Source organism: Agromyces excoecariae (assembly GCF_051715505.1).
GTDB lineage: Bacteria > Actinomycetota > Actinomycetes > Actinomycetales > Microbacteriaceae > Agromyces.
Window position 1 is genome coordinate 943,264 of the sequence record NZ_JBPSLA010000001.1, and the last position, 20,473, is coordinate 963,736.

Annotated in this window: 22 protein-coding genes; 20 read left to right on the forward strand and 2 right to left on the reverse strand. The window is 70.5% G+C overall.

Annotation, left to right across the window (positions count from 1 at the left end; all coding sequences use genetic code 11):
* Positions 1-46: 46 nt before the first annotated feature.
* Genes secY through map form a run of 3 tightly spaced genes read left to right on the forward strand, consistent with a single transcriptional unit; the run spans position 47 to position 2,832 of the window.
* Positions 47-1,369, forward strand: a complete 1,323-nt coding sequence (secY, locus tag ACSJD1_RS04440) for a preprotein translocase subunit SecY (RefSeq protein ID WP_438854079.1) — start codon at positions 47-49, stop codon at positions 1,367-1,369.
* Entirely contained in the window at positions 1,366-1,992 is a 627-nt protein-coding gene (locus tag ACSJD1_RS04445; protein WP_438854080.1) for an adenylate kinase, read from the forward strand. Before secY ends, ACSJD1_RS04445 begins: the two co-directional genes overlap by 4 nt.
* A 12-nt stretch (positions 1,993-2,004) precedes the next feature.
* Positions 2,005-2,832: a type I methionyl aminopeptidase gene (map, locus tag ACSJD1_RS04450; RefSeq protein WP_438854081.1), complete on the forward strand. Its 828-nt coding sequence runs from the start codon at positions 2,005-2,007 to the stop codon at positions 2,830-2,832.
* Positions 2,833-2,853: 21 nt separating this feature from the next.
* Here the strand turns inward: map and ACSJD1_RS04455 are convergent, their stop codons facing one another.
* A complete protein-coding gene (locus ACSJD1_RS04455) occupies positions 2,854-4,764 on the reverse strand; it encodes a BglG family transcription antiterminator (protein WP_438854082.1) in 1,911 nt (636 codons plus the stop codon).
* Between the two features lie 228 nt (positions 4,765-4,992).
* Here ACSJD1_RS04455 and ACSJD1_RS04460 point away from each other — a divergent pair, with 228 nt between their 5' ends.
* From ACSJD1_RS04460 to glmM, 16 genes are all read left to right on the forward strand, one after another.
* Entirely contained in the window at positions 4,993-5,301 is a 309-nt protein-coding gene (locus ACSJD1_RS04460; RefSeq protein ID WP_438854083.1) for a PTS sugar transporter subunit IIB, read from the forward strand.
* A gap of 91 nt (positions 5,302-5,392) precedes the next feature.
* Positions 5,393-5,659, forward strand: a complete 267-nt coding sequence (locus ACSJD1_RS04465; protein WP_438854084.1) for an HPr family phosphocarrier protein — start codon at positions 5,393-5,395, stop codon at positions 5,657-5,659.
* Positions 5,660-5,704: 45 nt separating this feature from the next.
* Positions 5,705-7,387: a phosphoenolpyruvate--protein phosphotransferase gene (gene ptsP, locus ACSJD1_RS04470; RefSeq protein ID WP_438854126.1), complete on the forward strand. Its 1,683-nt coding sequence runs from the start codon at positions 5,705-5,707 to the stop codon at positions 7,385-7,387.
* Between the two features lie 18 nt (positions 7,388-7,405).
* Entirely contained in the window at positions 7,406-8,938 is a 1,533-nt protein-coding gene (locus ACSJD1_RS04475; protein ID WP_438854085.1) for a PTS mannitol transporter subunit IICB, read from the forward strand.
* A gap of 150 nt (positions 8,939-9,088) precedes the next feature.
* Positions 9,089-9,529 (forward strand): PTS sugar transporter subunit IIA, encoded by a 441-nt coding sequence (locus ACSJD1_RS04480; protein ID WP_438854086.1) that lies wholly within the window; start codon positions 9,089-9,091, stop codon positions 9,527-9,529.
* Positions 9,526-10,674, forward strand: coding sequence for a mannitol-1-phosphate 5-dehydrogenase (locus ACSJD1_RS04485; RefSeq protein WP_438854087.1), 1,149 nt, complete (start codon positions 9,526-9,528; stop codon positions 10,672-10,674). The genes ACSJD1_RS04480 and ACSJD1_RS04485 overlap by 4 nt, the downstream gene beginning before the upstream one ends.
* 150 nt (positions 10,675-10,824) lie before the next feature.
* Positions 10,825-11,046 carry a translation initiation factor IF-1 gene (infA, locus tag ACSJD1_RS04490; protein WP_011186713.1) on the forward strand — a complete coding sequence of 74 codons (222 nt, stop codon included), beginning with the start codon at positions 10,825-10,827 and terminating at the stop codon, positions 11,044-11,046.
* 69 nt (positions 11,047-11,115) lie between these two features.
* On the forward strand, positions 11,116-11,229 hold the full coding sequence (rpmJ, locus tag ACSJD1_RS04495) for a 50S ribosomal protein L36 (protein ID WP_056734976.1): 114 nt from the start codon (positions 11,116-11,118) through the stop codon (positions 11,227-11,229).
* A gap of 132 nt (positions 11,230-11,361) precedes the next feature.
* Positions 11,362-11,742, forward strand: a complete 381-nt coding sequence (rpsM, locus tag ACSJD1_RS04500) for a 30S ribosomal protein S13 (protein ID WP_400996166.1) — start codon at positions 11,362-11,364, stop codon at positions 11,740-11,742.
* Positions 11,743-11,774: 32 nt separating this feature from the next.
* Positions 11,775-12,173: a 30S ribosomal protein S11 gene (gene rpsK / locus ACSJD1_RS04505; protein ID WP_092668574.1), complete on the forward strand. Its 399-nt coding sequence runs from the start codon at positions 11,775-11,777 to the stop codon at positions 12,171-12,173.
* A 176-nt stretch (positions 12,174-12,349) separates the two neighbouring features.
* Complete coding sequence (locus ACSJD1_RS04510) at positions 12,350-13,336, forward strand: DNA-directed RNA polymerase subunit alpha (RefSeq protein ID WP_166548728.1); 987 nt, start codon at positions 12,350-12,352, stop codon at positions 13,334-13,336.
* 46 nt (positions 13,337-13,382) lie between these two features.
* The gene (gene rplQ / locus ACSJD1_RS04515) at positions 13,383-13,937 is read left to right on the forward strand and encodes a 50S ribosomal protein L17 (RefSeq protein ID WP_438854088.1); all 555 of its coding nucleotides are present in this window, start codon (positions 13,383-13,385) and stop codon (positions 13,935-13,937) included.
* 109 nt (positions 13,938-14,046) lie between these two features.
* Positions 14,047-14,940 (forward strand): tRNA pseudouridine synthase A, encoded by an 894-nt coding sequence (locus ACSJD1_RS04520; protein ID WP_438854089.1) that lies wholly within the window; start codon positions 14,047-14,049, stop codon positions 14,938-14,940.
* A 137-nt stretch (positions 14,941-15,077) separates the two neighbouring features.
* On the forward strand, positions 15,078-15,524 hold the full coding sequence (rplM, locus tag ACSJD1_RS04525) for a 50S ribosomal protein L13 (protein ID WP_129234477.1): 447 nt from the start codon (positions 15,078-15,080) through the stop codon (positions 15,522-15,524).
* A gap of 36 nt (positions 15,525-15,560) precedes the next feature.
* Complete coding sequence (gene rpsI / locus ACSJD1_RS04530) at positions 15,561-16,043, forward strand: 30S ribosomal protein S9 (protein WP_155052815.1); 483 nt, start codon at positions 15,561-15,563, stop codon at positions 16,041-16,043.
* Positions 16,044-16,063: 20 nt separating this feature from the next.
* The gene (gene glmM / locus ACSJD1_RS04535) at positions 16,064-17,425 is read left to right on the forward strand and encodes a phosphoglucosamine mutase (protein ID WP_438854090.1); all 1,362 of its coding nucleotides are present in this window, start codon (positions 16,064-16,066) and stop codon (positions 17,423-17,425) included.
* Positions 17,426-17,454: 29 nt separating this feature from the next.
* Here glmM and coaA read toward each other — a convergent pair whose 3' ends face one another.
* Positions 17,455-18,411, reverse strand: coding sequence for a type I pantothenate kinase (gene coaA / locus ACSJD1_RS04540; protein WP_438854091.1), 957 nt, complete (start codon positions 18,409-18,411; stop codon positions 17,455-17,457).
* A 114-nt stretch (positions 18,412-18,525) separates the two neighbouring features.
* On the opposite strand from coaA, the gene glmS reads away from it, so the two are divergent.
* Positions 18,526-20,376, forward strand: coding sequence for a glutamine--fructose-6-phosphate transaminase (isomerizing) (gene glmS / locus ACSJD1_RS04545; RefSeq protein ID WP_438854092.1), 1,851 nt, complete (start codon positions 18,526-18,528; stop codon positions 20,374-20,376).
* The last annotated feature ends 97 nt before the right edge of the window (positions 20,377-20,473 follow it).

Here is a 20,473-nt window from a genome sequence, read left to right on the forward strand (position 1 = left end):
TCGAGCCGCATTCATACTGACTGCGGCGTCAGTAACAGGAGGACGAGTGTTCAACGCCATCGGGCGGATCTTCCGCACCCCCGACCTTCGCCGGAAGATCGGTTTCACGCTGGGCATCATCGCCCTGTTCCGCCTCGGCTCGTTCATCCCGGCGCCGTTCGTGGACTTCGGCAACGTCCAGCAGTGTCTTGCGGCGAACCAGGGCGCTTCGGGCCTCTACGAGCTCGTCAACCTGTTCTCGGGCGGCGCGCTCCTCCAGCTGTCGATCTTCGCGCTCGGCATCATGCCGTACATCACGGCGTCGATCATCGTGCAGCTGCTGCGCGTGGTCATCCCTCACTTCGAGACCCTCTACAAGGAGGGCCAGGCCGGCCAGGCGCGTCTGACGCAGTACACGCGCTACCTGACGATCGCCCTCGGCGTCCTCCAGTCGACGACGCTCATCACGGTGGCCCGCTCCGGCGCGCTGTTCCCCGCGAACTCCGACCCGTCGTGCTCGCAGCTCATCACGAACGACGCCTGGTACGCGATCCTGCTCATGGTCGTGACGATGACCGCCGGCACCGGCCTCATCATGTGGCTCGGCGAGCTCGTGACCGAGCGCGGCGTCGGCAACGGCATGTCGCTGCTCATCTTCACCTCGATCGCCGCGACCTTCCCGACCTCCCTCTGGGCGATCGGCGTCGCGCGCGGCTGGGACGTGTTCGCGCTCGTCCTCGGCATCGGCCTGCTGGTCGTGGTCGCCGTGGTGTTCGTCGAGCAGTCGCAGCGCCGCGTGCCGGTCCAGTACGCCAAGCGGATGGTCGGACGCCGGACCTACGGCGGCAACAACACGTACATCCCGATCAAGGTGAACATGGCCGGCGTCGTGCCGGTGATCTTCGCGTCGTCGCTGCTCTACCTGCCGGCGCTCATCGCCCAGTTCAACCAGCCCGCTGCCGGCGAGGAGCCGCAGCCGTGGGTCGTCTGGATCACGAACTACCTCACCAAGGGCGACCACCCGCTCTACATGCTCCTGTACTTCCTCCTCATCGTCGGGTTCACGTACTTCTACGTGGCGATCACGTTCAACCCCGACGAGGTGGCCGAGAACATGAAGAAGTACGGCGGCTTCATCCCCGGCATCCGGGCCGGCCGACCGACCGCCGAGTACCTCGACTACGTGCTCACCCGCATCACGCTCCCCGGCTCGATCTACCTCGGCCTCATCGCGTTGCTGCCGCTCATCGCGTTCTCGTGGTTCGGCGCGAACCAGAACTTCCCGTTCGGCGGCGCTTCGATCCTGATCATCGTCGGCGTGGGCCTCGAGACCGTGAAGCAGATCGACGCCCAGCTTCAGCAGCGCCACTACGAAGGACTCCTCCGATGACGCAAGCTCCCTCCGCCCGATTCCTCATCGTCGGCCCCCAGGGCTCCGGCAAGGGCACCCAGGGCGTCCTCGTCGCCGAGGCGTTCGGCGTCCCGCAGGTCGCCACTGGCGACATCTTCCGCGAGAACGTGAAGGGCGGCACCGAGCTCGGCAAGCGCGTCCAGGCGATCATCGAGGCCGGAGACCTGGTGCCCGACGAGCTGACCAGCGAGCTGGTCCGCGATCGCCTCCAGCAGGATGACGCCGCACGCGGCTTCCTCCTCGACGGGTACCCGCGCAACCGCGGCCAGGTCGACGACCTCGAGGGCTTCCTCGCCGGCCGCGGCGAATCGCTCGACGCGGTCATCGAGCTCGTGGTCCCGCGCGAGGAGTCGATCACGCGGCTGCGCCAGCGTGCGATCGACCAGGGCCGGACGGATGACACCGAGGAGGTCATCGCGAACCGCCTCGCGATCTACGAGCGCGAGACCGCTCCGATCCTCGAGGTGTACCGCGAGCACGGCCTGGTCGTTCGCGTCGACGGCGTCGGCACGCTCGAGGACGTCACCGGGCGCATCTTCGCGGCCCTCGCCGAGCGCGGCCTCCAGCCGAACGGCGACGGCGCTGCGGTGGGCGCCGCGTAACCGGCGCGCCACGTGTTCGGCCGCCTGAAGCTCAAGACGCCGGCCGAGCTGCGCGCAATGGTGCCCGCCGGCGAGGCGACCGCGGCGCTCCTCACGGCGGCACGTGAACGGCTCGTCGTCGGAGCGACCCCCCTCGACCTCGATGCCGCCGCCGATGAGGTGATCCGCGAGCACGGTGGGCGGTCGAACTTCCGCCTCGTCCCCGGGTACCGGCATGCGCTCTGCGTGTCGGTCGACGACGACGTCGTGCACGGCATCCCGGGCGACCGGCCGTTCCGTCCCGGTGACATCGTCTCGGTCGACGGCGGAGCCGAGATCGGCGGCTGGAACGGCGACGCCGCGTTCACCGTGGTCCTGCCGGATCCGGAGCGCCCCGACGTGGTGCTCGCGCGACGGCAGCTCGCCGCGGCGGCGGAGCGGTCGCTGTGGGCGGGCATCGCCGCGCTCGCGTCGGCTCGGCACCTGAACGAGGTCGGCGAGGCGATCGAGGCCTCGGTCGAGGCGTCCGGAGACTACGGGATCCTCGAAGGCTTCGGCGGTCACGGCATCGGCCGAGCGATGCACGAGGACCCGTCGGTCTACAACCACGCGGTCCGGGGCCGCGGACCGCGGGTGAGGCCGGGGCTCGTGGTCGCCATCGAGCCGATGATCACCTCCGGCGACGCGGCGACGTTCGTGCGCGACGACGGCTGGACCGTGGCGACGGCCGACGGCGGCGACGGCGCGCATGTCGAGCACAGCGTGGCCGTGCACGCCGGCGGCATCTGGGTGCTCACCGCGCCCGACGGCGGTGCGGACGGACTCGCACCGTTCGGCGTGCGGCCGGTGCCGATCGCGTGATCGGCCGCGGCGCGGCATCCGTCAGGTCGACATGAGGCCGGACAGCTCGGTCAGGAGGCCGGGGTAGTCGGTGGCGCCGCGGACGAGCCGCCGCACGTTCTCGGGCTCGGAGAAGGCCTCGACGAACTGGTCGAAGACGGACTGGAACTCGGCCCGGCCGTCCTCGGCGAAGGCGATGAGCGCGACGACGTGGACGTTCGCCTCGCCCCACTCGATCGCGTGCTCGTCGATCGCGATGGCGATGGCGCTCCGGGTGGCCGTCATCGTCATGGCGTGCGGCACCGCGAGGAGGTCGGTGAACGCGGTGGACGACATGCGCTCGCGTTCGAGGGCGCCCTCGACGTACGCGTCGTCGACGACGCCGGCGTCGATCAGCCGGTCGCCGAGCAACCGGATCACCGCCTCGCGGTCGCGGCCGCCCACGCCCCGCACGAACAGGTCGGGGCCGATCGAGTGCGAGAGCGTCGAGGCGAGCCGGGCGCGTCGGCGACCGCGACGCAGCCGCGCGACCTCGGCACGCACGCGATCGACGTCGTCGGGGGTCGGGAACGGCGCGACGATCACCACCGCGGGCAGGGGCGAATCCGGTGGGAGCACCGCGACCACCAGGTCCGCCTCCGCGAGGTCGCCGTCGACGAGTTCGGCCTCGTCGCCGAGCGCCCCGCGGAGCCGATCGACGAGCAGCGCGCGGGCGTCGTGGTACTCGGGGACGTCGACGGCGACGCGCACCACGTCGCCTCGCGATCGCGTTCGCTCGAGCTGCGCCCCGAGGTGCATCGCGAGGTACGCGATCTCGTCGTCGTTCACGGTGATGCCCTCCAGCCGCGCCAGTTCGCTGGCGAGGTGGACGGCGAGGTCGTAGATCAGGGGGTAGGCGGACTTGATGGACGAGGTCAGCGGGTTCCGCGAGTAGCTCTGCTCGGCGGCACGCGCGGCGAGGTTCTCGACATGCATCGCGAGGCGCTCGATGAACCGGTCGTCGCCGAGTTCGACGAGCCACTCCTGCGAGATGCGCGCGATGATCTCGCGGACCACGGCCTCGCGTGCCGGGCCCTGCTGGAGCGTCGCCACGCGCGAGCCGACGAGTCGTGCGAGGTGATCGAGCTCGGCCGGCGGGAGTCGCACGTCGAACCCGTCGCGGACGAGTCGATCGAGGATGGCGGACAGGGACTCGAGCGCGGAGGCCGCAGGGGGTGCTCCCTCGACGGAGTCCGCGTCGGGCGAGCCCGGTGGCGCCGGCGTCGGGGGTGAGGTCGCAGGGTCGACCGATCCGGCGAGCACGCGATCGCGACCGACGCGGTCGAGCGCGATCGCGACGTGCAGGAGCACGTCGTCGAGCGCGTACTCGTTCGGTGCGTACCCCGCGTCGCGGAGGCCGGAGACCAGGCTGGCGCGGAACCCGTCCATCGACGGGAACCCGGCTCGCAGCGACGAGAGGTCGCGGATGCCGCGTCGCCCCTCTTCGCGGACGAGCGAGCCGAGGAGCCGGCGCATCGCCGTCTCGGGGCCCGCGATCCGCACGCGGCTGCCGTCGCGTGCGAGGCTGAGGCCCGTGCCCTGCAGCCGGGCCCGGACCCTCCCGAGGTCGGCCTCGATCGTGGAGTCGCTCACGTGCGCCCTCGAGGCCACCTCGTGCACGTCGAGGCCGTCGGGCGCGTCGACGAGGTCGCGGATGAGGCGGGCGCGCCGGCCGTCCGGCGTGGCATCCGCGGCCTCCGAGCGGGCGTGCAGGAGCCGCGCCCACGCCGCCCGATCGAGCCGGTATCCGTCGGGCCCGGACTCGACGATGACCTCGCCCGTGCGGTTCGCCTGGGCGGCGTAGGAGCGGACGGTCCGGTCGGACACCCCGAGGCGGTCGGCGAGCCGGGCCGCCGTCACGGCGACGTCGTCGTCGGCGAGTGCCTCGACGAGGCGCTCCCAGTTCTCCGGCACGCGGTCCGCTCCGATCGTCGCCGCCTCGGTGCGCACGGTCGCCGGGCGGGTGCAGCCCAGTCAACCACCTGCCGGTCGGTCGGGGGAGCGGATGCGACGCATCTTCCGGGGGTCCGGAAGCCGATCTGTTGGCGGCGCAGCCCGCGACCGGAGCAGACTCGGGATGTTCGCGGCATCCGCCGTGACCGATCGAAGAGGACCGGGCCAGGCTCGGCGAGGAGGCCGAAGATGCGGATCGTCGTGGTGTGCGGAGCGGGTGCGTCGAGCACCTTCGCCGCGCTGCGCATCCGCCGGGCGGCCGAGGCGCGGGGCATGACGGTCGACGTGCGCGCGGCGGGCGAGCAGACGCTCCACGATGCGCTGGAGGGCGCCGACGCCCTGCTCGTGGGGGTCCATCTCGTCCCCCGGCTCGGTTCGCTCGAGCAGCTCGCGGCTGCGGCATCCGTGCCCGTCGCCGTGCTGCCAGACGAGACCCGAGCGCTCGACGGCGACGCCGCGCTCGACCTCGCGATCGCGATCATCGGAGCCCGAGCATGAACCCGCCCACGCCGCGCAACCCCGTTCCCTGCGCGAACGCACGGGTCTATGGTGATCACGGGAACGGACACCAGCGACGGAGGCCGGAGACATGGTGGAGCGCACTGTTCGAGTCGGATCGAGCCACGGACTGCACGCCAGGCCGGCCAAGCTCTTCACGCAGGCCGCTGCGGCATCGGGGGCCAGCGTCACGATCGCGAAGTCGGGAGGCGCTCCCGTCAACGCTGCGAGCATCCTCGCCGTCATCGCGCAGGGCATCGACCACGGCGACGAGGTCACCGTGGCCGTCGACGGCGGCGACGAGCAGCGCGTGCTCGACGAGCTCGTCGAGCTGCTCAGCACCGATCACGACGAATAGCCCGAGGCGTCCGTCGCCCATCGAACCGAACGGGGAGGGCGAGTGATGGAGTTCAGAGGCACCGGCATCGGCCAGGGCGTGGCCGTCGGTCCGGTCGTACGGATGGCGGAGCGGCTGCCGGAACCGGTGGACCGACCGAGCCACCTCGATCCGGCCCGCGAGGAGGAGCGCGCCCGAGCGTCGGTCTCGGTCGTCGCCGACGACCTGCAGCGCAAGGGCGCCCAGGCGGGCGGGGCCGCACAGGACGTGCTCGAGGCCCAGGCGATGATGGCCGAGGACCCGACCCTCATGGAGGACGTCGTCAAGCGGCTCGCGGACGGCAAGACCGCCGAGCGCGCCGTGTTCGAGGCGTTCGCCGCGTTCCGAGACCTGCTGTCGTCGATGGGCGGCTACATGGGCGAACGTGCTGCCGACCTCGACGACGTGTCGCAGCGCGTGGTCGCGCACCTCTTGAAGGTGCCCGCGCCGGGCGTTCCGAACCCGGGTCACCCGTTCGTGCTCGTCGCCCGTGATCTCGCACCGGCCGACACGGCGCTCCTCGACCTCACCCAGGTGCTCGGCCTCATCACGATCGACGGCGGTCCGACCTCGCACACCGCGATCCTCGCCCGCGAGAAGTCCATCGTCGCGGTCGTCGGGGCGGCGGATGCCTCGGCCCTGGCCGACGGCGACACCGTGATCGTCGACGCCGAGAACGACCTCGTCGTCCAGGCGCCCGACGCCGACGCCGTCGCAGCGGCCAAGGAGCGCATCGCCGAGCGCGCCGCGCGCGCGGCGGCGCCGATCACGCCGGGCGCGCTCGCCGACGGCACGGCCGTGCCCCTCCTCGCGAACCTCGGTTCGGCCGACGGTGCGGCCGGAGCGGTCGAACTCGGTGCCGAGGGCGTCGGGCTGTTCCGCACCGAGTTCCTCTTCCTCGATGCCGACCGCGCACCGAGCGTCAGCGAGCAGCAGGACCAGTACACGCGCCTGCTCGCGGCGTTCCCGGGGAGGAAGGTCGTGGTCCGCGTGCTCGACGCCGGCGCCGACAAGCCGCTCGCGTTCCTCAACGACGCCGAGGAGGAGAACCCGGCGCTCGGGCTCCGCGGCATCCGCGCGCTCCGCCACGCCGAGGTGATCCTTCGCGAGCAGCTGACCGCCCTCGCCGCGGCCGACGCCGCGACCGACGCCGACCTCTGGGTCATGGCGCCGATGATCGCGACCGTGGACGAGACGCGCTACTTCACCGACCTGTGCCGCGAGTTGGGCCTGAAGACCGCCGGCGTGATGGTCGAGACGCCGTCGGCGGCGCTCATCGCCGACCGCGTGCTCGGGGTCGCCGACTTCGCGTCGATCGGCACGAACGACCTCACGCAGTACACGATGGCCGCCGACCGGCTGCTCGGAACCGTCGCGAACCTGCAGGACCCGTGGGCGCCGGCCGTGCTGCGCCTCGTGGCCGAGGTCGGCGCCGCCGGCGCCCGGCTCGGCAAGCCCGTCGGCATCTGCGGCGAGGCCGCCGCCGATCCGCTCCTCGCCGTGGTGCTCGTCGGCCTCGGCGCCACCACGCTGTCGATGTCCCCATCGGCACTCGCAGACGTCCGCGCCTCCCTCGCGCGGTACACCCGGGAGGATGCCGAGCGCATCGCCCGGGCAGCCCTGGCCGCAGAGGGAGCGGCCGAGGCGAAGCAGGCGGCGAGAGAGGCCGCCGAATCCGCACCCACCCCCACCGGCACGACCGTGCCGTGACCCAGCACTGGAGGCATCATGACGACGACGTCAGCTGAGGCGAAGCGACCCGGGGGAGCCCGAGTCGCCGTCCAGCGCTTCGGAACCTTCCTCAGCGGCATGATCATGCCGAACATCGCGGCATTCATCGCCTGGGGATTCATCACCGCGCTGTTCATCCAGGTCGGGCCGTTCCCGATCCCCGAGATCGGCGGATTCCCGAGTCCCGACGGCACGGAGAACATCGGCCTCGTCGGCCCGATGATCACCTACCTGCTGCCGCTGCTCATCGCGAACATGGGCGGCCGCATGGTCTACGACACCCGTGGCGGCGTCGTCGGCACCATCGCGACCGTCGGCGTGATCGTGGGCGCGGGCATCCCGATGTTCATCGGAGCGATGATCATGGGCCCGCTCGCCGCCTGGGTCATGAAGCAGATCGACCGCCTGTGGGAGGGGAAGATCAAGGCCGGCTTCGAGATGCTGGTCAACAACTTCTCCGCCGGCATCGTCGGCATGCTGCTCGCGCTCGTCGGCTTCTACGCGTTCGCGCCGGCCGTCGAGGCCGTGAGCAACGGCCTCGAGGCCGCGGTGAACTGGCTGGTCCTCGCGGGACTGCTGCCGCTGGTGTCGATCCTCGTCGAGCCCGGCAAGGTGCTGTTCCTGAACAACGCCATCAACCACGGCGTGTTCACGCCGCTCGGCGTGCAGCAGTCCGAGGAGACCGGCAAGTCGATCCTGTTCCTCATCGAGGCGAACCCCGGCCCCGGCCTCGGCATCCTGCTCGCGTTCGCGATCTTCGGCGTGGGCCTCGCCCGGGCGAGCGCGCCGGGCGCGATCATCATCCAGTTCCTGGGCGGCATCCACGAGATCTACTTCCCGTACGTGCTGATGAAGCCGCTGCTCATCATCGCGGCGATCGCGGGCGGCATGACCGGCGTGGCGACGAACGTGGTGTTCTCGAGCGGCCTGCGCGCGCCGGCCGCGCCGGGCAGCATCTTCGCGGTGCTGCTCCAGACCGCGTCCGACAGCTACGTCGGCGTCATCCTCTCCGTGGTCCTCGCGGCGACGGTCTCGTTCGTGATCTCCGCGATCATCCTCCGGGCGAGCCGCAAGCGCGACCTCGAGAAGGAGAACGCGGGCGACCTCTCGGCGGCGATCGCGCAGACCCAGGCCAACAAGGGCAAGGAATCGGGCGTGCTCTCCGGCCTCCAGGCCGGTGGCGTCGCCGCCGGGGCCGGGCTCATCTCCGAGGGCGAGCAGGCCGCGTTCGAGCACAAGCCGATCCACTCGATCATCTTCGCCTGCGACGCGGGCATGGGTTCGAGTGCGATGGGGGCGACGGTCCTGCGGAACAAGATCAAGAAGGCGGGCATCGACAGCGTGACGGTCACCAACAAGGCGATCGCCAACCTGACCGACGACGTCGACCTGGTCATCACGCACCAGGACCTGACCGAGCGGGCGAGGCTGCAGTCGCCGAGCGCGCTGCACGTGTCGGTCGAGAACTTCATGAACTCGCCGAAGTACGACGAGATCGTGAACCTGCTCGAGTCGGAGGGCGTCCGCTGACGACCTCCACCGGATGACGCGACGCCCGGGTCGCGGTCCCGCATCACGCGGTGATCGCGACTCGGGCGGCCGCGTCATCCGAACGCCGCGGACCGCGAGACGATACGACACGACCATGACGATGACGCGATAGAGGAAGAGGGAGCACCCATGACCGATCAGATCCTGTCGCCGGGCGACGTCCGCCTGGCCCCGGCCGCCGCGAGCCGCGAGGAGGCGATCCGCGCCGCGGGCGCGATCCTCGTCGAGGCGGGCGCGGTCCGTCCGGAATACGTCGACTCGATGCTCGAGCGCGAGGGCAGCGTGTCGACCTACATGGGCAACTGGCTCGCCATCCCCCACGGCACCAACGAGGCCAAGGACCAGATCCTGCGCTCCGCGCTCTCGTTCATCCGCTACGACGACCCCGTCGACTGGGGCGGCGAGCAGGCGCGGTTCGTCGTCGGCATCGCGGGAATCGGCGACGAGCACCTCGAGATCCTGTCGAAGATCGCGATCATCTTCTCCGACGAGGACGAGGTCGGCAAGCTCCTCGCCGCCGGCTCGTCCGACGAGCTCGTCGCCCTGCTCTCCGAGGTGAACGAGTCGTGAAGGCCATCCACTTCGGCGCCGGCAACATCGGCCGCGGCTTCATCGGGCTGCTGCTGCACGACGCCGGTTACGAGGTCGTCTTCGCCGACGTGAACGCCGAGCTGATCGACGCGCTCGCGGCATCCGATCGGTACATCGTCCACGAGGTCGGCGTCGGCGCGCGCGACCTCGTGGTCGACCGGTACCGTGCGATCAACTCCCAGTCGGATGCCGCTGCCCTCGCCGCCGAGCTCGCCGACGCCGACGTGCTCACCACGGCCGTCGGCCCGAACATCCTGCGGTTCATCGCGCCGCACGTGCTCCAGGCGCTCCGCGATCGATCGCCCGACGCGCCACCGCTCGCCGTCATGGCGTGCGAGAACGCGATCGACGCCACCAGCCTGCTGCGCGACGAGACCCGGCACCTCGCCGGACCCGACGAGTGGCTGGAACTGGAGCGCCGCGCCGTGTTCGCGAACACCGCGGTCGACCGGATCGTGCCCGGCCAGCCCGCCGACGCCGGGCTCGACGTCACGGTCGAGACCTTCTCCGAGTGGGCGATCGAGGAGCCGCCGTTCGGCGACGCGCCGCCCGTCATCCCCGGGGCGCACTTCGTCGATCGCCTCGGGCCCTACATCGAGCGGAAGCTGTTCACGGTGAACACCGGGCACGCGTCGACGGCGTACTTCGGTTTCCTCGCCGGGCACACCCGCATCGCCGAGGCCCTCGCCGACCCGTCCGTCGCCGGGCGCGTCGAGCAGGTGCTCCACGAGACCTCGTCGCTCATCGTGGCCAAGCACGGATTCGGCGAGGGCGAGATGGCGGAGTACCGCGAGGTGATCCTGGGGCGCTTCCGCAACGAGGCGCTGCCCGACACGGTCGAGCGCGTCGGGCGCCAGCCGCTGCGGAAGCTCTCGCGCCGGGAGCGCTTCATCGCGCCCGCGGCGGAACTCGCCGAGCGCGGGCTCCCGGTCGACGGACTCCTCGCCGCCGTGGAGGCGGCGCTGGGATTCGACGTGCCGGCAGACCCGGAGAGCGTCGAGCTGCAGGAGCGGCTGCGAACGGATGCCGCGCCGACGTTCGTGCGCGAAGTGTGCGGCATCGAGCCCGGACATCCGCTGCACGAGGCCCTCGTCGAGGTCGTCGTACGCCGCACCGCAAGCTGACACGCGGCCCGACTGGCGAATCGGGAGCGATTCGCCTATAGTTGACCCTTGGTGTTTTGCACGCCCGCTTCGGCATGCCCGATGGGCCATGTCGGGGTGTGCATCATCATCGCACGACCGACAACCCAAACTCCAAGCGATAGTGAGGCTATGGCCAAGAAAGACGGCGTCATCGAGATCGAAGGCTCGGTCATCGAGGCACTCCCGAACGCGATGTTCCGGGTGGAGCTGACCAACGGGCACAAGGTGCTCGCCCACATCTCCGGAAAGATGCGCCAGCACTACATCCGCATCCTCCCCGAGGACCGCGTGATCGTGGAGCTGAGCCCGTACGACCTGACCCGCGGCCGCATCGTCTACCGATACAAGTAGGGCCTGTCGGAAAGTAACGACCCGCGGCACCCCGCGGGTACGAGGACAGCGAAAAAAGGAACAACGACTGTGAAGGTCAACCCCAGCGTCAAGCGCATCTGCGACAAGTGCAAGGTCATCCGCCGCCACGGCCGCGTCATGGTGATCTGCGAGAACCCGCGCCACAAGCAGCGCCAGGGCTAGTCCCGCGCCGACGCAACTTCATACCGGCACTTCCATGAACCCGCGCCCCAGGGGCGCGGGGGACACCCTCGGACGGAGGCCGAGGCACCGGAAGTGCTCCACACCTCCACACATCCAACAGGAGAAGCCACCATGGCACGTCTGGCAGGAGTCGACATCCCGCGCGAGAAGCGCGTGGAGATCGCACTGACCTACATCTACGGCGTCGGTCGTACCCGCGCGCTGGAGACGCTCACCGCGACCGGCATCGACGGGAACATCCGCGTCAAGGACCTCAGCGACGAGCAGCTCGTCGCGCTCCGCGACCACATCGAGGGGACCTACAAGGTCGAGGGCGACCTCCGCCGCGAGGTCGCCGCCGACATCCGCCGCAAGGTCGAGATCGGCTCCTACGAGGGCATCCGCCACCGCCGCGGCCTCCCGGTCCGTGGTCAGCGCACCAAGACCAACGCTCGTACCCGCAAGGGCCCGAAGCGCACCGTCGCCGGCAAGAAGAAGCCCGGCCGCAAGTAACCGCTCGCGCCAAGATCTAGGAGATTTCGACAATGGCAGCACCCAAGGCGGCTACTCGCAAGCCGCGCAAGAAGGAAAAGAAGAACATCGCCGTGGGCCAGGCCCACATCAAGTCGACGTTCAACAACACCATCGTGTCGATCACCGACACGACCGGTGCCGTGATCAGCTGGGCCTCCTCCGGTGGCGTCGGCTTCAAGGGCTCGCGCAAGTCGACCCCGTTCGCCGCGCAGCTCGCCGCCGAGTCGGCAGCGCGCCAGGCGCAGGAGCACGGCATGAAGAAGGTCGACGTCTTCGTCAAGGGCCCGGGTTCGGGCCGCGAGACCGCGATCCGCTCGCTCCAGGCCGCGGGCCTCGAGGTCGGCAGCATCAACGACGTGACGCCCCAGGCGCACAACGGCTGCCGCCCGCCGAAGCGCCGCCGCGTCTGACGCTCCGTTCCCGGTGATCGAGTAGGCCGCGGGCCGTATCGAGATCGCACGGTCTCGATACGCGCCCGGCCGCGCCGGGCGCTACTCGACCACCGGGTCACCGTTCTCTCAACAACTCAAGATCCTCGAACTCGCAGGTGTCATATAGCGGACACCCTGCCGAAAGGAATCACACCGTGCTGATCGCACAGCGTCCGACGCTCACCGAAGAGAACATCTCGGAGTTCCGTTCGCGTTTCGTGATCGAGCCCCTCGAGCCGGGCTTCGGTTACACCCTGGGGAACTCGCTCCGTCGCACCCTCCTCTCCTCGATCCCCGGCGCCGCCGTGACGAGCATCCGCATCGACGGCGTGCTCCACGAGTTCTCGACCGTCCCGGGCGTGAAGGAGGATGTCACCGAGATCATCCTCAACATCAAGAACCTGGTCGTCTCCAGCGAGCACGACGAGCCCATCACCGCATACCTGCGCAAGCAGGGCTCCGGTGAGGTCACCGCCGCCGACATCTCCGCTCCCGCGGGCGTCGAGGTGCACAACCCCGAGCTGGTCATCGCGACGCTCAACGACTCGGCGAAGTTCGAGCTCGAGCTCACGATCGAGCGCGGCCGCGGCTACGTCTCGGCCAGCCAGAACCGCAACGAGTACTCCGAGGCCGGCCAGATCCCGGTCGACTCGATCTACTCGCCGGTCCTGAAGGTCACCTACCGCGTCGAGGCCACCCGTGCCGGCGAGCGCACCGACTTCGACCGCCTCGTGGTCGACGTCGAGACGAAGCAGGCCATCTCGCCGCGCGACGCCATCGCGTCGGCCGGCCGCACGCTCGTCGAGCTGTTCGGCCTCGCGCGCGAGCTCAACAGCGCCGCCGAGGGCATCGAGATCGGCCCCGCGCCGGTCGACGCCGTGCTCTCGAGCGAGCTGTCGATCCCGATCGAGGACCTCGACCTGTCGGTCCGCTCCTACAACTGCCTCAAGCGCGAGGGCATCAACACGGTGTCCGAGCTCGTGGCACTGTCGGAGTCGCAGCTGATGAACATCCGCAACTTCGGCCAGAAGTCGGTCGACGAGGTCAAGGACAAGCTCACCGAGATGGGCCTCTCGCTCAAGGACTCGGTCCCCGGCTTCGACGGCGCCCACTTCTACACGGGCTTCGACGACGAGAACTAGCAGGCCACGGGCCGCACCAACCCCACACCACTGGAGATAACGAACCATGCCGAAGCCCACCAAGGGCCCCCGCCTCGGAGGCGGACCCGCGCACGAGCGCCTGCTGCTCGCGAACCTCGCCGCTGCGCTGTTCACGCACAAGCGGATCACCACGACCGAGACCAAGGCCAAGCGCCTTCGTCCGTTCGCCGAGCGCCTGGTGACCTTCGCCAAGCGCGGCGACCTGCACGCGCGCCGTCGCGTGCTCGCCGTGATCGGCGACAAGTCGGTCGTGCACGAGCTGTTCGCGGTCATCGCCCCGCAGGTCTCCGACCGTGACGGCGGTTACACCCGCATCACGAAGATCGGCAACCGCAAGGGCGACAACGCCCCCATGGCCGTGATCGAGCTCGTGCTCGAGCCGGTCCAGCCGAAGCAGCGCGCCGCGAAGCCCGCCGCCGCGACCGCCGACGAGGCTCCCGCCGAGGAGACCCCCGCCGAGACCCCCGAGGCCGAGGTGACCGAGGCCGAGGCCGCGGTCGACGAGGCCGCCGGCGCCGAGGCGTCGGAGGAGTCGGCCGAGGCCCCCGCCGAGGAGACCGAGGCCGCCGAGGCGAAGTAGCCCCGCGCACCCCGCACCCGGAACCCCCGCAGCGCACGCTGCGGGGGTTCCGTGCGTTCACGGGACCCGCGGCCGCGCACCGTAGGCTTGCCTGCGTGGGAGCACACGGATGACGCTGCGGATCCGACTCGACCTCGCCTACCAGGGCACCGGGTTCGCGGGATGGAGCCGGCAGCCCGCGCTGCGCACGGTCCAGGGCGTGCTCGAGGCGGCGCTCGGCACGCTGTTCCGCCGGGAGGGGGCGGTGCCGCGCCTCGTCGTCGCCGGTCGCACGGATGCCGGCGTGCACGCGACCGGGCAGGTCGCGCACATCGACGTCGACCCGGAGGCGTTCGCCGTCGTGACGCGACCCAAGCGCGGCGACGGGGGAGGCGTGCCGGCCGACGACCCGTACGCCGTGCTGGTGCGTCGACTCACCGGCATCCTCGGGTCCTCGGACGACGACCTGGTCGTCCGTTCCGCGCGCCCGGCACCCGAGGGATTCGACGCGCGCTTCTCCGCGACCTGGCGACGATACTCCTACCGGATCGCCGACGTCGGCGCCGAGCGCGACCCGCTCCAGCGCCACCGGACCGTCTGGTACCCCCGCCTCCTCGACGCGGAGGGCATGGACGTCGCGGCGCAGACGCTGCTCGGGCTCGGCGACTTCGCGGCGTTCTGCAAACCGCGCGAGGAGGCCACGACCATCCGCACCCTGCAGTCGTACCGGTGGCGTCGCGACGCCGACGGGGTGCTCGTGGCCTCGCTCCAGGCCGACGCGTTCTGCCACTCCATGGTCCGGGCGCTGGTGGGAGCGTGCGTGGCGGTGGGCGAGGGGCGGCTGGATGTCTCGGGGCCGGCCGCACTCATGCGGGCGCGCGAGCGCACGAGCGCCTTCAAGGTCCTCCCTGCCAAGGGGCTGACGCTGACGGAGGTCGGCTACCCCGCCGACGAGGACCTCGCCGCGCGCGCCGAGCAGACGCGGGCGCGTCGCGAATTGCACGTGGACGGCCTCGTCGGCTAAGATTTCCCTTTGGTGCCGTCGACTGCGTCGGTACCCGATGTTGAGCCCTCCACCGGAGCGTTCCACCCGCATCGCGGGAGAACCCCCACCGGAGCGGGATTCACGAACCCCTCACTCGATCAGAAAGCAGCACTACTGTGACGCGCACCTACACCCCGAAGGCGAACGAGATCCAGCGCGACTGGGTCGTCATCGACGCCACCGACATCGTGCTCGGCCGCCTCGCGAGCCACGCCGCCTCGATCCTCCGCGGCAAGCACAAGGCCATCTTCGCCAACCACGTCGACACCGGTGACTTCGTCATCATCGTCAACGCCGGCAAGGTCGCCCTGACCGGCCAGAAGCTCGAGCAGAAGAAGGCCTACCGCCACTCCGGCTACCCGGGCGGCCTCAAGGCCGTCGGCTACGCCGAGCTCCTCGAGAAGAACCCGGTCCGCGCCGTCGAGAAGGCGATCCGCGGCATGCTGCCGAAGAACTCGCTCGGCCGCGCCCAGATCAAGAAGCTGAAGGTCTACGCCGGCCCGGAGCACCCGCACGCGGCCCAGCAGCCGAAGCCGTACACCCTCACCCAGGTCGCCCAGTAAGCCCGGCGCCGAGCGAAAAAGGACTCAGACACCACCATGGCGAAGATCGCAGACCAGATCGACCAGGCTCCTGAGAGCTACACCACCGAGTCGGCTCCGGCCGCCGCTCCCGCGGCGCGCCCCGTGCTGAACGTCTCGGGCGCGGCCGTCGGCCGCCGCAAGCAGGCCATCGCGCGCGTGCGCGTCGTGCCGGGTGCGGGCACCATCACGGTCAACGGCCGTGAGTTCGCGGACTACTTCCCGAACAAGCTCCACCAGCAGCTCATCACCGACCCGTTCACCGTGCTCGAGCTCTCCGGCTCGTACGACGTGATCGCGCGCATCACCGGCGGCGGCCCTTCGGGCCAGGCCGGTGCGCTCCGCCTCGCGATCGCCCGTGCGCTCAACGAGATCGACCGCGAGAACAACCGCCCGACCCTCAAGAAGGCCGGCTTCCTCACCCGTGACGCGCGCGTCATCGAGCGCAAGAAGGCCGGTCTCAAGAAGGCCCGCAAGGCGCCTCAGTTCTCGAAGCGCTGAGCGCGAGGACGAGTCTCCCTATGCCTCGGCTCTTCGGAACCGACGGGGTCCGGGGCCTGGCCAACCGTGAACTCACGGCTGACCTGGCCCTGGGCCTCGCCCAGGCGGCTGCCGCCGTCCTCACGCAGGGTCGTCACGCCGACGAACTGCGTGCCGAGGGGCGTCGTCCCGTGGCGATCGTCGCACGCGACCCGCGCGTCTCCGGCGAATTCCTCACGGCCGCCGTCTCGGCGGGTCTCGCCAGCTCCGGCGTCGACGTCCTCGACGCCGGCGTGATCCCCACGCCGGCCACGGCGTTCCTGATCGACAGCATCGCCGCCGACTTCGGCGTGATGATCTCCGCGTCGCACAACCCTGCTCCCGACAACGGGATCAAGTTCTTCTCGTTCGGTGGCACCAAGCTCCCCGATGAGGTCGAGGACCGCATCGAGTCCTACCTCGGCAAGCAGAAGCTCGCCCCGACGGGCGACGGGGTCGGCCGCATCCGACGCTTCGCCGACGCCGAGGACCGCTATGTCGTCCACCTGCTCGGCACCCTCCCCAACCGCCTCGAAGGGCTGAAGGTCGTCCTCGACTGCGCGCACGGCGCAGCGGCCGGCGTCTCGCCCGAGACCTTCAGCGACGCCGGGGCCGAGGTGATCGTCATCGGCGCCGATCCCGACGGCATGAACATCAACGACGGGGTCGGCTCCACGCACCTCGACTTCCTGCGGCAGGCGGTGCTCGACCACGGCGCCGACGTCGGCATCGCCCACGACGGCGACGCCGACCGCTGCCTCGCGATCGACGCCGAGGGGAACGTCATCGACGGCGATCGCATCATGGCGATCCTCGCCGTCTCGATGCACGAGCGCGGCATGCTCACCGACGACACACTCGTCGTGACGGTCATGTCGAACCTCGGCCTCAAGCGAGCGATGGCCGATCGCGGCATCCGGGTCATCGAGACGAAGGTGGGCGACCGCTACGTGCTCGAAGCGCTCACGGCAGGCGGCTACGCCCTCGGCGGTGAGCAGTCGGGCCACGTGATCATGACCGAGTTCGCCACCACGGGTGACGGCGTGCTGACCGGGTTGCACCTCGTCGCCGAGATGGCCCGGACCGGCAAGTCGCTGGCCGAGCTGGCCTCGGTCATGACCGTCTACCCCCAGGTGCTCGTGAACGTCCGCGGAGTGGACCACCACGCGCTGCACGACGACGTCGAGATCGCCGCGGCGGTCGCAGCGGTCGAGGCGGAGCTCGGCGACACGGGTCGCGTGCTCCTGCGTCCGTCGGGCACCGAGCCCATGGTGCGCGTGATGGTGGAGGCCGCCGACCAGGATGCGGCCGATCAGCACGCGGGCCGGCTCGCCGAGGTCGTGCGGGAGCGACTCACGCGCTGACACACGCCGCGGCTGACGTACGCCGCGCGTCAGAGCTTGCGCAGCAGCACGCTCGAAACCGTGTGGTCGGCGTCCTTCCGGAGCACGAGCGACGCGCGCGAGCGCGTCGGACGGATGTTCTGGAGCAGGTTCGGCTCGTTGATCGACTGCCAGATCGAACGGGCGCGCGCCCTCGCCTCGTCCTCCGTGAGGCTCGCGTAGCGGTGGAAGTAGGAGCGCGGGTTGGAGAACGCCCCGCGCTGGAGCTTCAGGAAGCGCTCCTCGTACCACCGGGCGATGTCGCGCGTGCGCGCGTCGACGTAGATCGTGAAGTCGAACAGGTCGCTGACCGCGAGACGGTGTCCCGGTCCGGGCGGCTGGAGGACGTTGAGGCCCTCGATGATGAGGACGTCCGGCCGCCGGACCGTGATCTGGGCGTCGGGGACGATGTCGTAGGCGAGGTGCGAGTAGAACGGCGAACGCACCTCGGGTGCGCCCGCCTTGACGTCGCTCACGAAGCGCAGCAGCGCGCGGCGGTCGTAGGACTCGGGGAATCCCTTGCGGGCCATGAGTCCGCGGCGCTCGAGCTCGGCGTTGGGGAACAGGAAGCCGTCGGTGGTCACGAGCTCGACCCGAGGCGTGTGCTCCCAGCGTGCGAGGAGTTCCCGCAGCAGTCGCGCGATCGTCGACTTGCCGACGGCGACGGATCCGGCGACGCCGATCACGAACGGCGTCGACTCGAAGCGCTCGCGGAGGAACGTGCTGGTGACCTCGTGCAGCGCCTTGGTGCCGCCGACGTAGAGGTTGAGCAGCCGGCTGAGCGGCAGGTACACCTCGGACACCTCGCGCGGGTCGAGCGGTTCGCCGAGTCCGCGGAGCTGCACGATCTCGGTGTCTCGGAGCGGGGAGGGCATCGACGGCGCGAGCGCCGCCCATGAGCCGCGGTCGAGTTCCACGAAGGGAGAGATCTGCGGCGTGTGCGTCGACGGGCTCTGCGGATCGGGCACCGGCACAGTCTACTGGGCGTCCGCCGCTCCGAACCGCGGTCGCTCGCCGCGTGCCCGACGCGGACGCCGGGCGATGCGGCAGGCACTCAGCCGCGCGCGGATACAATCGAGCGCATGTGTGGAATCGTCGGATACGTCGGAGAGCGCAACAGCCTCGACGTCCTCATGGGCGGCCTTCGTCGCCTCGAATACCGTGGCTACGACTCGGCGGGCGTCGCCGTCGTCGACGGCTCGGGTGACATCGAGACGGCCAAGCGGGCCGGAAAGCTGCAGGTGCTCGCCGACGAGCTGGAGCGGCACCCGCTCCGTTCCGGCGGCACCGGGATCGGCCACACGCGTTGGGCGACCCACGGCGGTCCCACCGACCGCAACGCGCACCCGCACCTCGGCGACGAGGGCCGGTTGGCACTGATCCACAACGGCATCATCGAGAACTTCGCGGAACTCAAGGACCGTCTCGTCGCCGAGGGCGCGACGTTCGAGTCCGAGACCGACACCGAGGTGGCGGCCGTACTGCTCGGCAGCCTCTACCGGGAGACCGGCGACCTGCGCGAGGCGTTCCAGCGCACGGTCTCGCAGCTCGAGGGCGCGTTCACGCTCCTCGCCGTGCACCAGGACGAGCCCGGCCTCGTGGTCGGCGCACGCCGCAATTCGCCGCTCGTGATCGGGCTCGGCGACGGCGAGAACTTCCTCGGCTCGGATGTCGCGGCCTTCGTCGAGTTCACCAAGCGCGCCGTCGCGATCGGGCAGGACCAGATCGTGGCGATCACCGCCGACGGCGTGACCGTGACCGACTTCGACGGCGCCGCCGTCGAGGTCGAGCCGTTCGACGTAGCGTGGGACGCCTCGGCCGCCGAGAAGGGCGGCTGGTCCTCCTTCATGCGCAAGGAGGTCGCCGAGCAGCCCGACGCCGTGGCGAACACGATCCGCGGCCGTATCGCCGACGGGGTCGTCTCGATCCCCGAGCTCGACGGCTTCGGCGACGACGCGCTGCGCGACATCCGTCGCATCACCGTCATCGCGTGCGGCACCGCCGCGTACGCGGGCATGGTGGCGAAGTACGCCATCGAGCAGTGGGCGCGCATCCCCGTCGAGGTCGAGCTCAGCCACGAGTTCCGGTACCGCGACCCGGTCATCGACGAGCACACGCTCGTCGTCTCGATCAGCCAGTCCGGCGAGACCATGGACACCCTGATGGCGGTCAAGTACGCACGTGAACAGGGTGCCAAGGCGATCTCGGTCTGCAACACGCAGGGCGCCACGATCCCTCGCGAGTCCGACGCGGTCGTGTACACGCACGCCGGCCCCGAGGTCGCCGTCGCGTCGACGAAGGCGTTCGTCGCGCAGATCACGGCGTTGTACCTGTTCGGCCTGCACCTCGCGCGAGTGCGCGGCACGCTGACCGACGCGGAGCTCGCGGAGCAGGTCGAGGAGCTGCAGGCCGTCCCCGAGAAGATCGGCACCGTGCTCGAGCAGGCCGACCGCGTCGGCGAGCTCGCGCACTGGATGAGCGACACGCGCTCGGTGCTCTTCCTCGGCCGCCACGTCGGGTACCCGATCGCGCTCGAGGGTGCGCTGAAGCTCAAGGAGCTCGCGTACATCCACGCCGAGGGCTTCGCCGCTGGTGAGCTGAAGCACGGCCCGATCGCGCTCATCGAGCCCGGCCAGCCGGTCTTCGTGGTCGTACCGAGCCCGCGCGGGTCGGCGAACCTGCACCCCAAGGTCGTCTCGAACATCCAGGAGATCCGCGCTCGCGGCGCCCGCGTGATCGCGATCGCCGAGGCGGGGGATGCCGCGGTACTGCCGTTCGCCGACGAGGTCATCCGCATCCCGCTCGCCGCGCCGCTGTTCGAGCCGCTGCTCGCGGTCGTGCCGCTGCAGATCTTCGCGATGGAGCTCTCGCAGGCCAAGGGCCTCGACGTCGACCAGCCGCGCAACCTGGCGAAGTCCGTCACCGTGGAGTGAGGGCCGCGGGGGGGGGGGGCGGGGCGGCCCCCCCCCGCCGCCCCCCGGCGGGCCGCGGGCACCCGGGGGCCCGGGGGGGCCCCCGGTTGCGGGGCCA

Excerpts from the sequence above, each read along its gene's own strand:
- ACSJD1_RS04445 (WP_438854080.1), top strand. The coding sequence starts at position 1,366 with ATGACGCAAGCTCCCTCCGCCCGATTCCTCATCGTCGGCCCCCAGGGC.
- ACSJD1_RS04460 (WP_438854083.1), top strand. The coding sequence starts at position 4,993 with ATGCGGATCGTCGTGGTGTGCGGAGCGGGTGCGTCGAGCACCTTCGCC.
- ACSJD1_RS04465 (WP_438854084.1), top strand. The coding sequence starts at position 5,393 with ATGGTGGAGCGCACTGTTCGAGTCGGATCGAGCCACGGACTGCACGCC.
- ptsP (WP_438854126.1), top strand. The coding sequence starts at position 5,705 with ATGGAGTTCAGAGGCACCGGCATCGGCCAGGGCGTGGCCGTCGGTCCG.
- ACSJD1_RS04475 (WP_438854085.1), top strand. The coding sequence starts at position 7,406 with ATGACGACGACGTCAGCTGAGGCGAAGCGACCCGGGGGAGCCCGAGTC.
- ACSJD1_RS04480 (WP_438854086.1), top strand. The coding sequence starts at position 9,089 with ATGACCGATCAGATCCTGTCGCCGGGCGACGTCCGCCTGGCCCCGGCC.
- infA (WP_011186713.1), top strand. The coding sequence starts at position 10,825 with ATGGCCAAGAAAGACGGCGTCATCGAGATCGAAGGCTCGGTCATCGAG.
- rpsM (WP_400996166.1), top strand. The coding sequence starts at position 11,362 with ATGGCACGTCTGGCAGGAGTCGACATCCCGCGCGAGAAGCGCGTGGAG.
- rpsK (WP_092668574.1), top strand. The coding sequence starts at position 11,775 with ATGGCAGCACCCAAGGCGGCTACTCGCAAGCCGCGCAAGAAGGAAAAG.
- rplQ (WP_438854088.1), top strand. The coding sequence starts at position 13,383 with ATGCCGAAGCCCACCAAGGGCCCCCGCCTCGGAGGCGGACCCGCGCAC.
- ACSJD1_RS04520 (WP_438854089.1), top strand. The coding sequence starts at position 14,047 with ATGACGCTGCGGATCCGACTCGACCTCGCCTACCAGGGCACCGGGTTC.
- rpsI (WP_155052815.1), top strand. The coding sequence starts at position 15,561 with ATGGCGAAGATCGCAGACCAGATCGACCAGGCTCCTGAGAGCTACACC.
- glmM (WP_438854090.1), top strand. The coding sequence starts at position 16,064 with ATGCCTCGGCTCTTCGGAACCGACGGGGTCCGGGGCCTGGCCAACCGT.
- glmS (WP_438854092.1), top strand. The coding sequence starts at position 18,526 with ATGTGTGGAATCGTCGGATACGTCGGAGAGCGCAACAGCCTCGACGTC.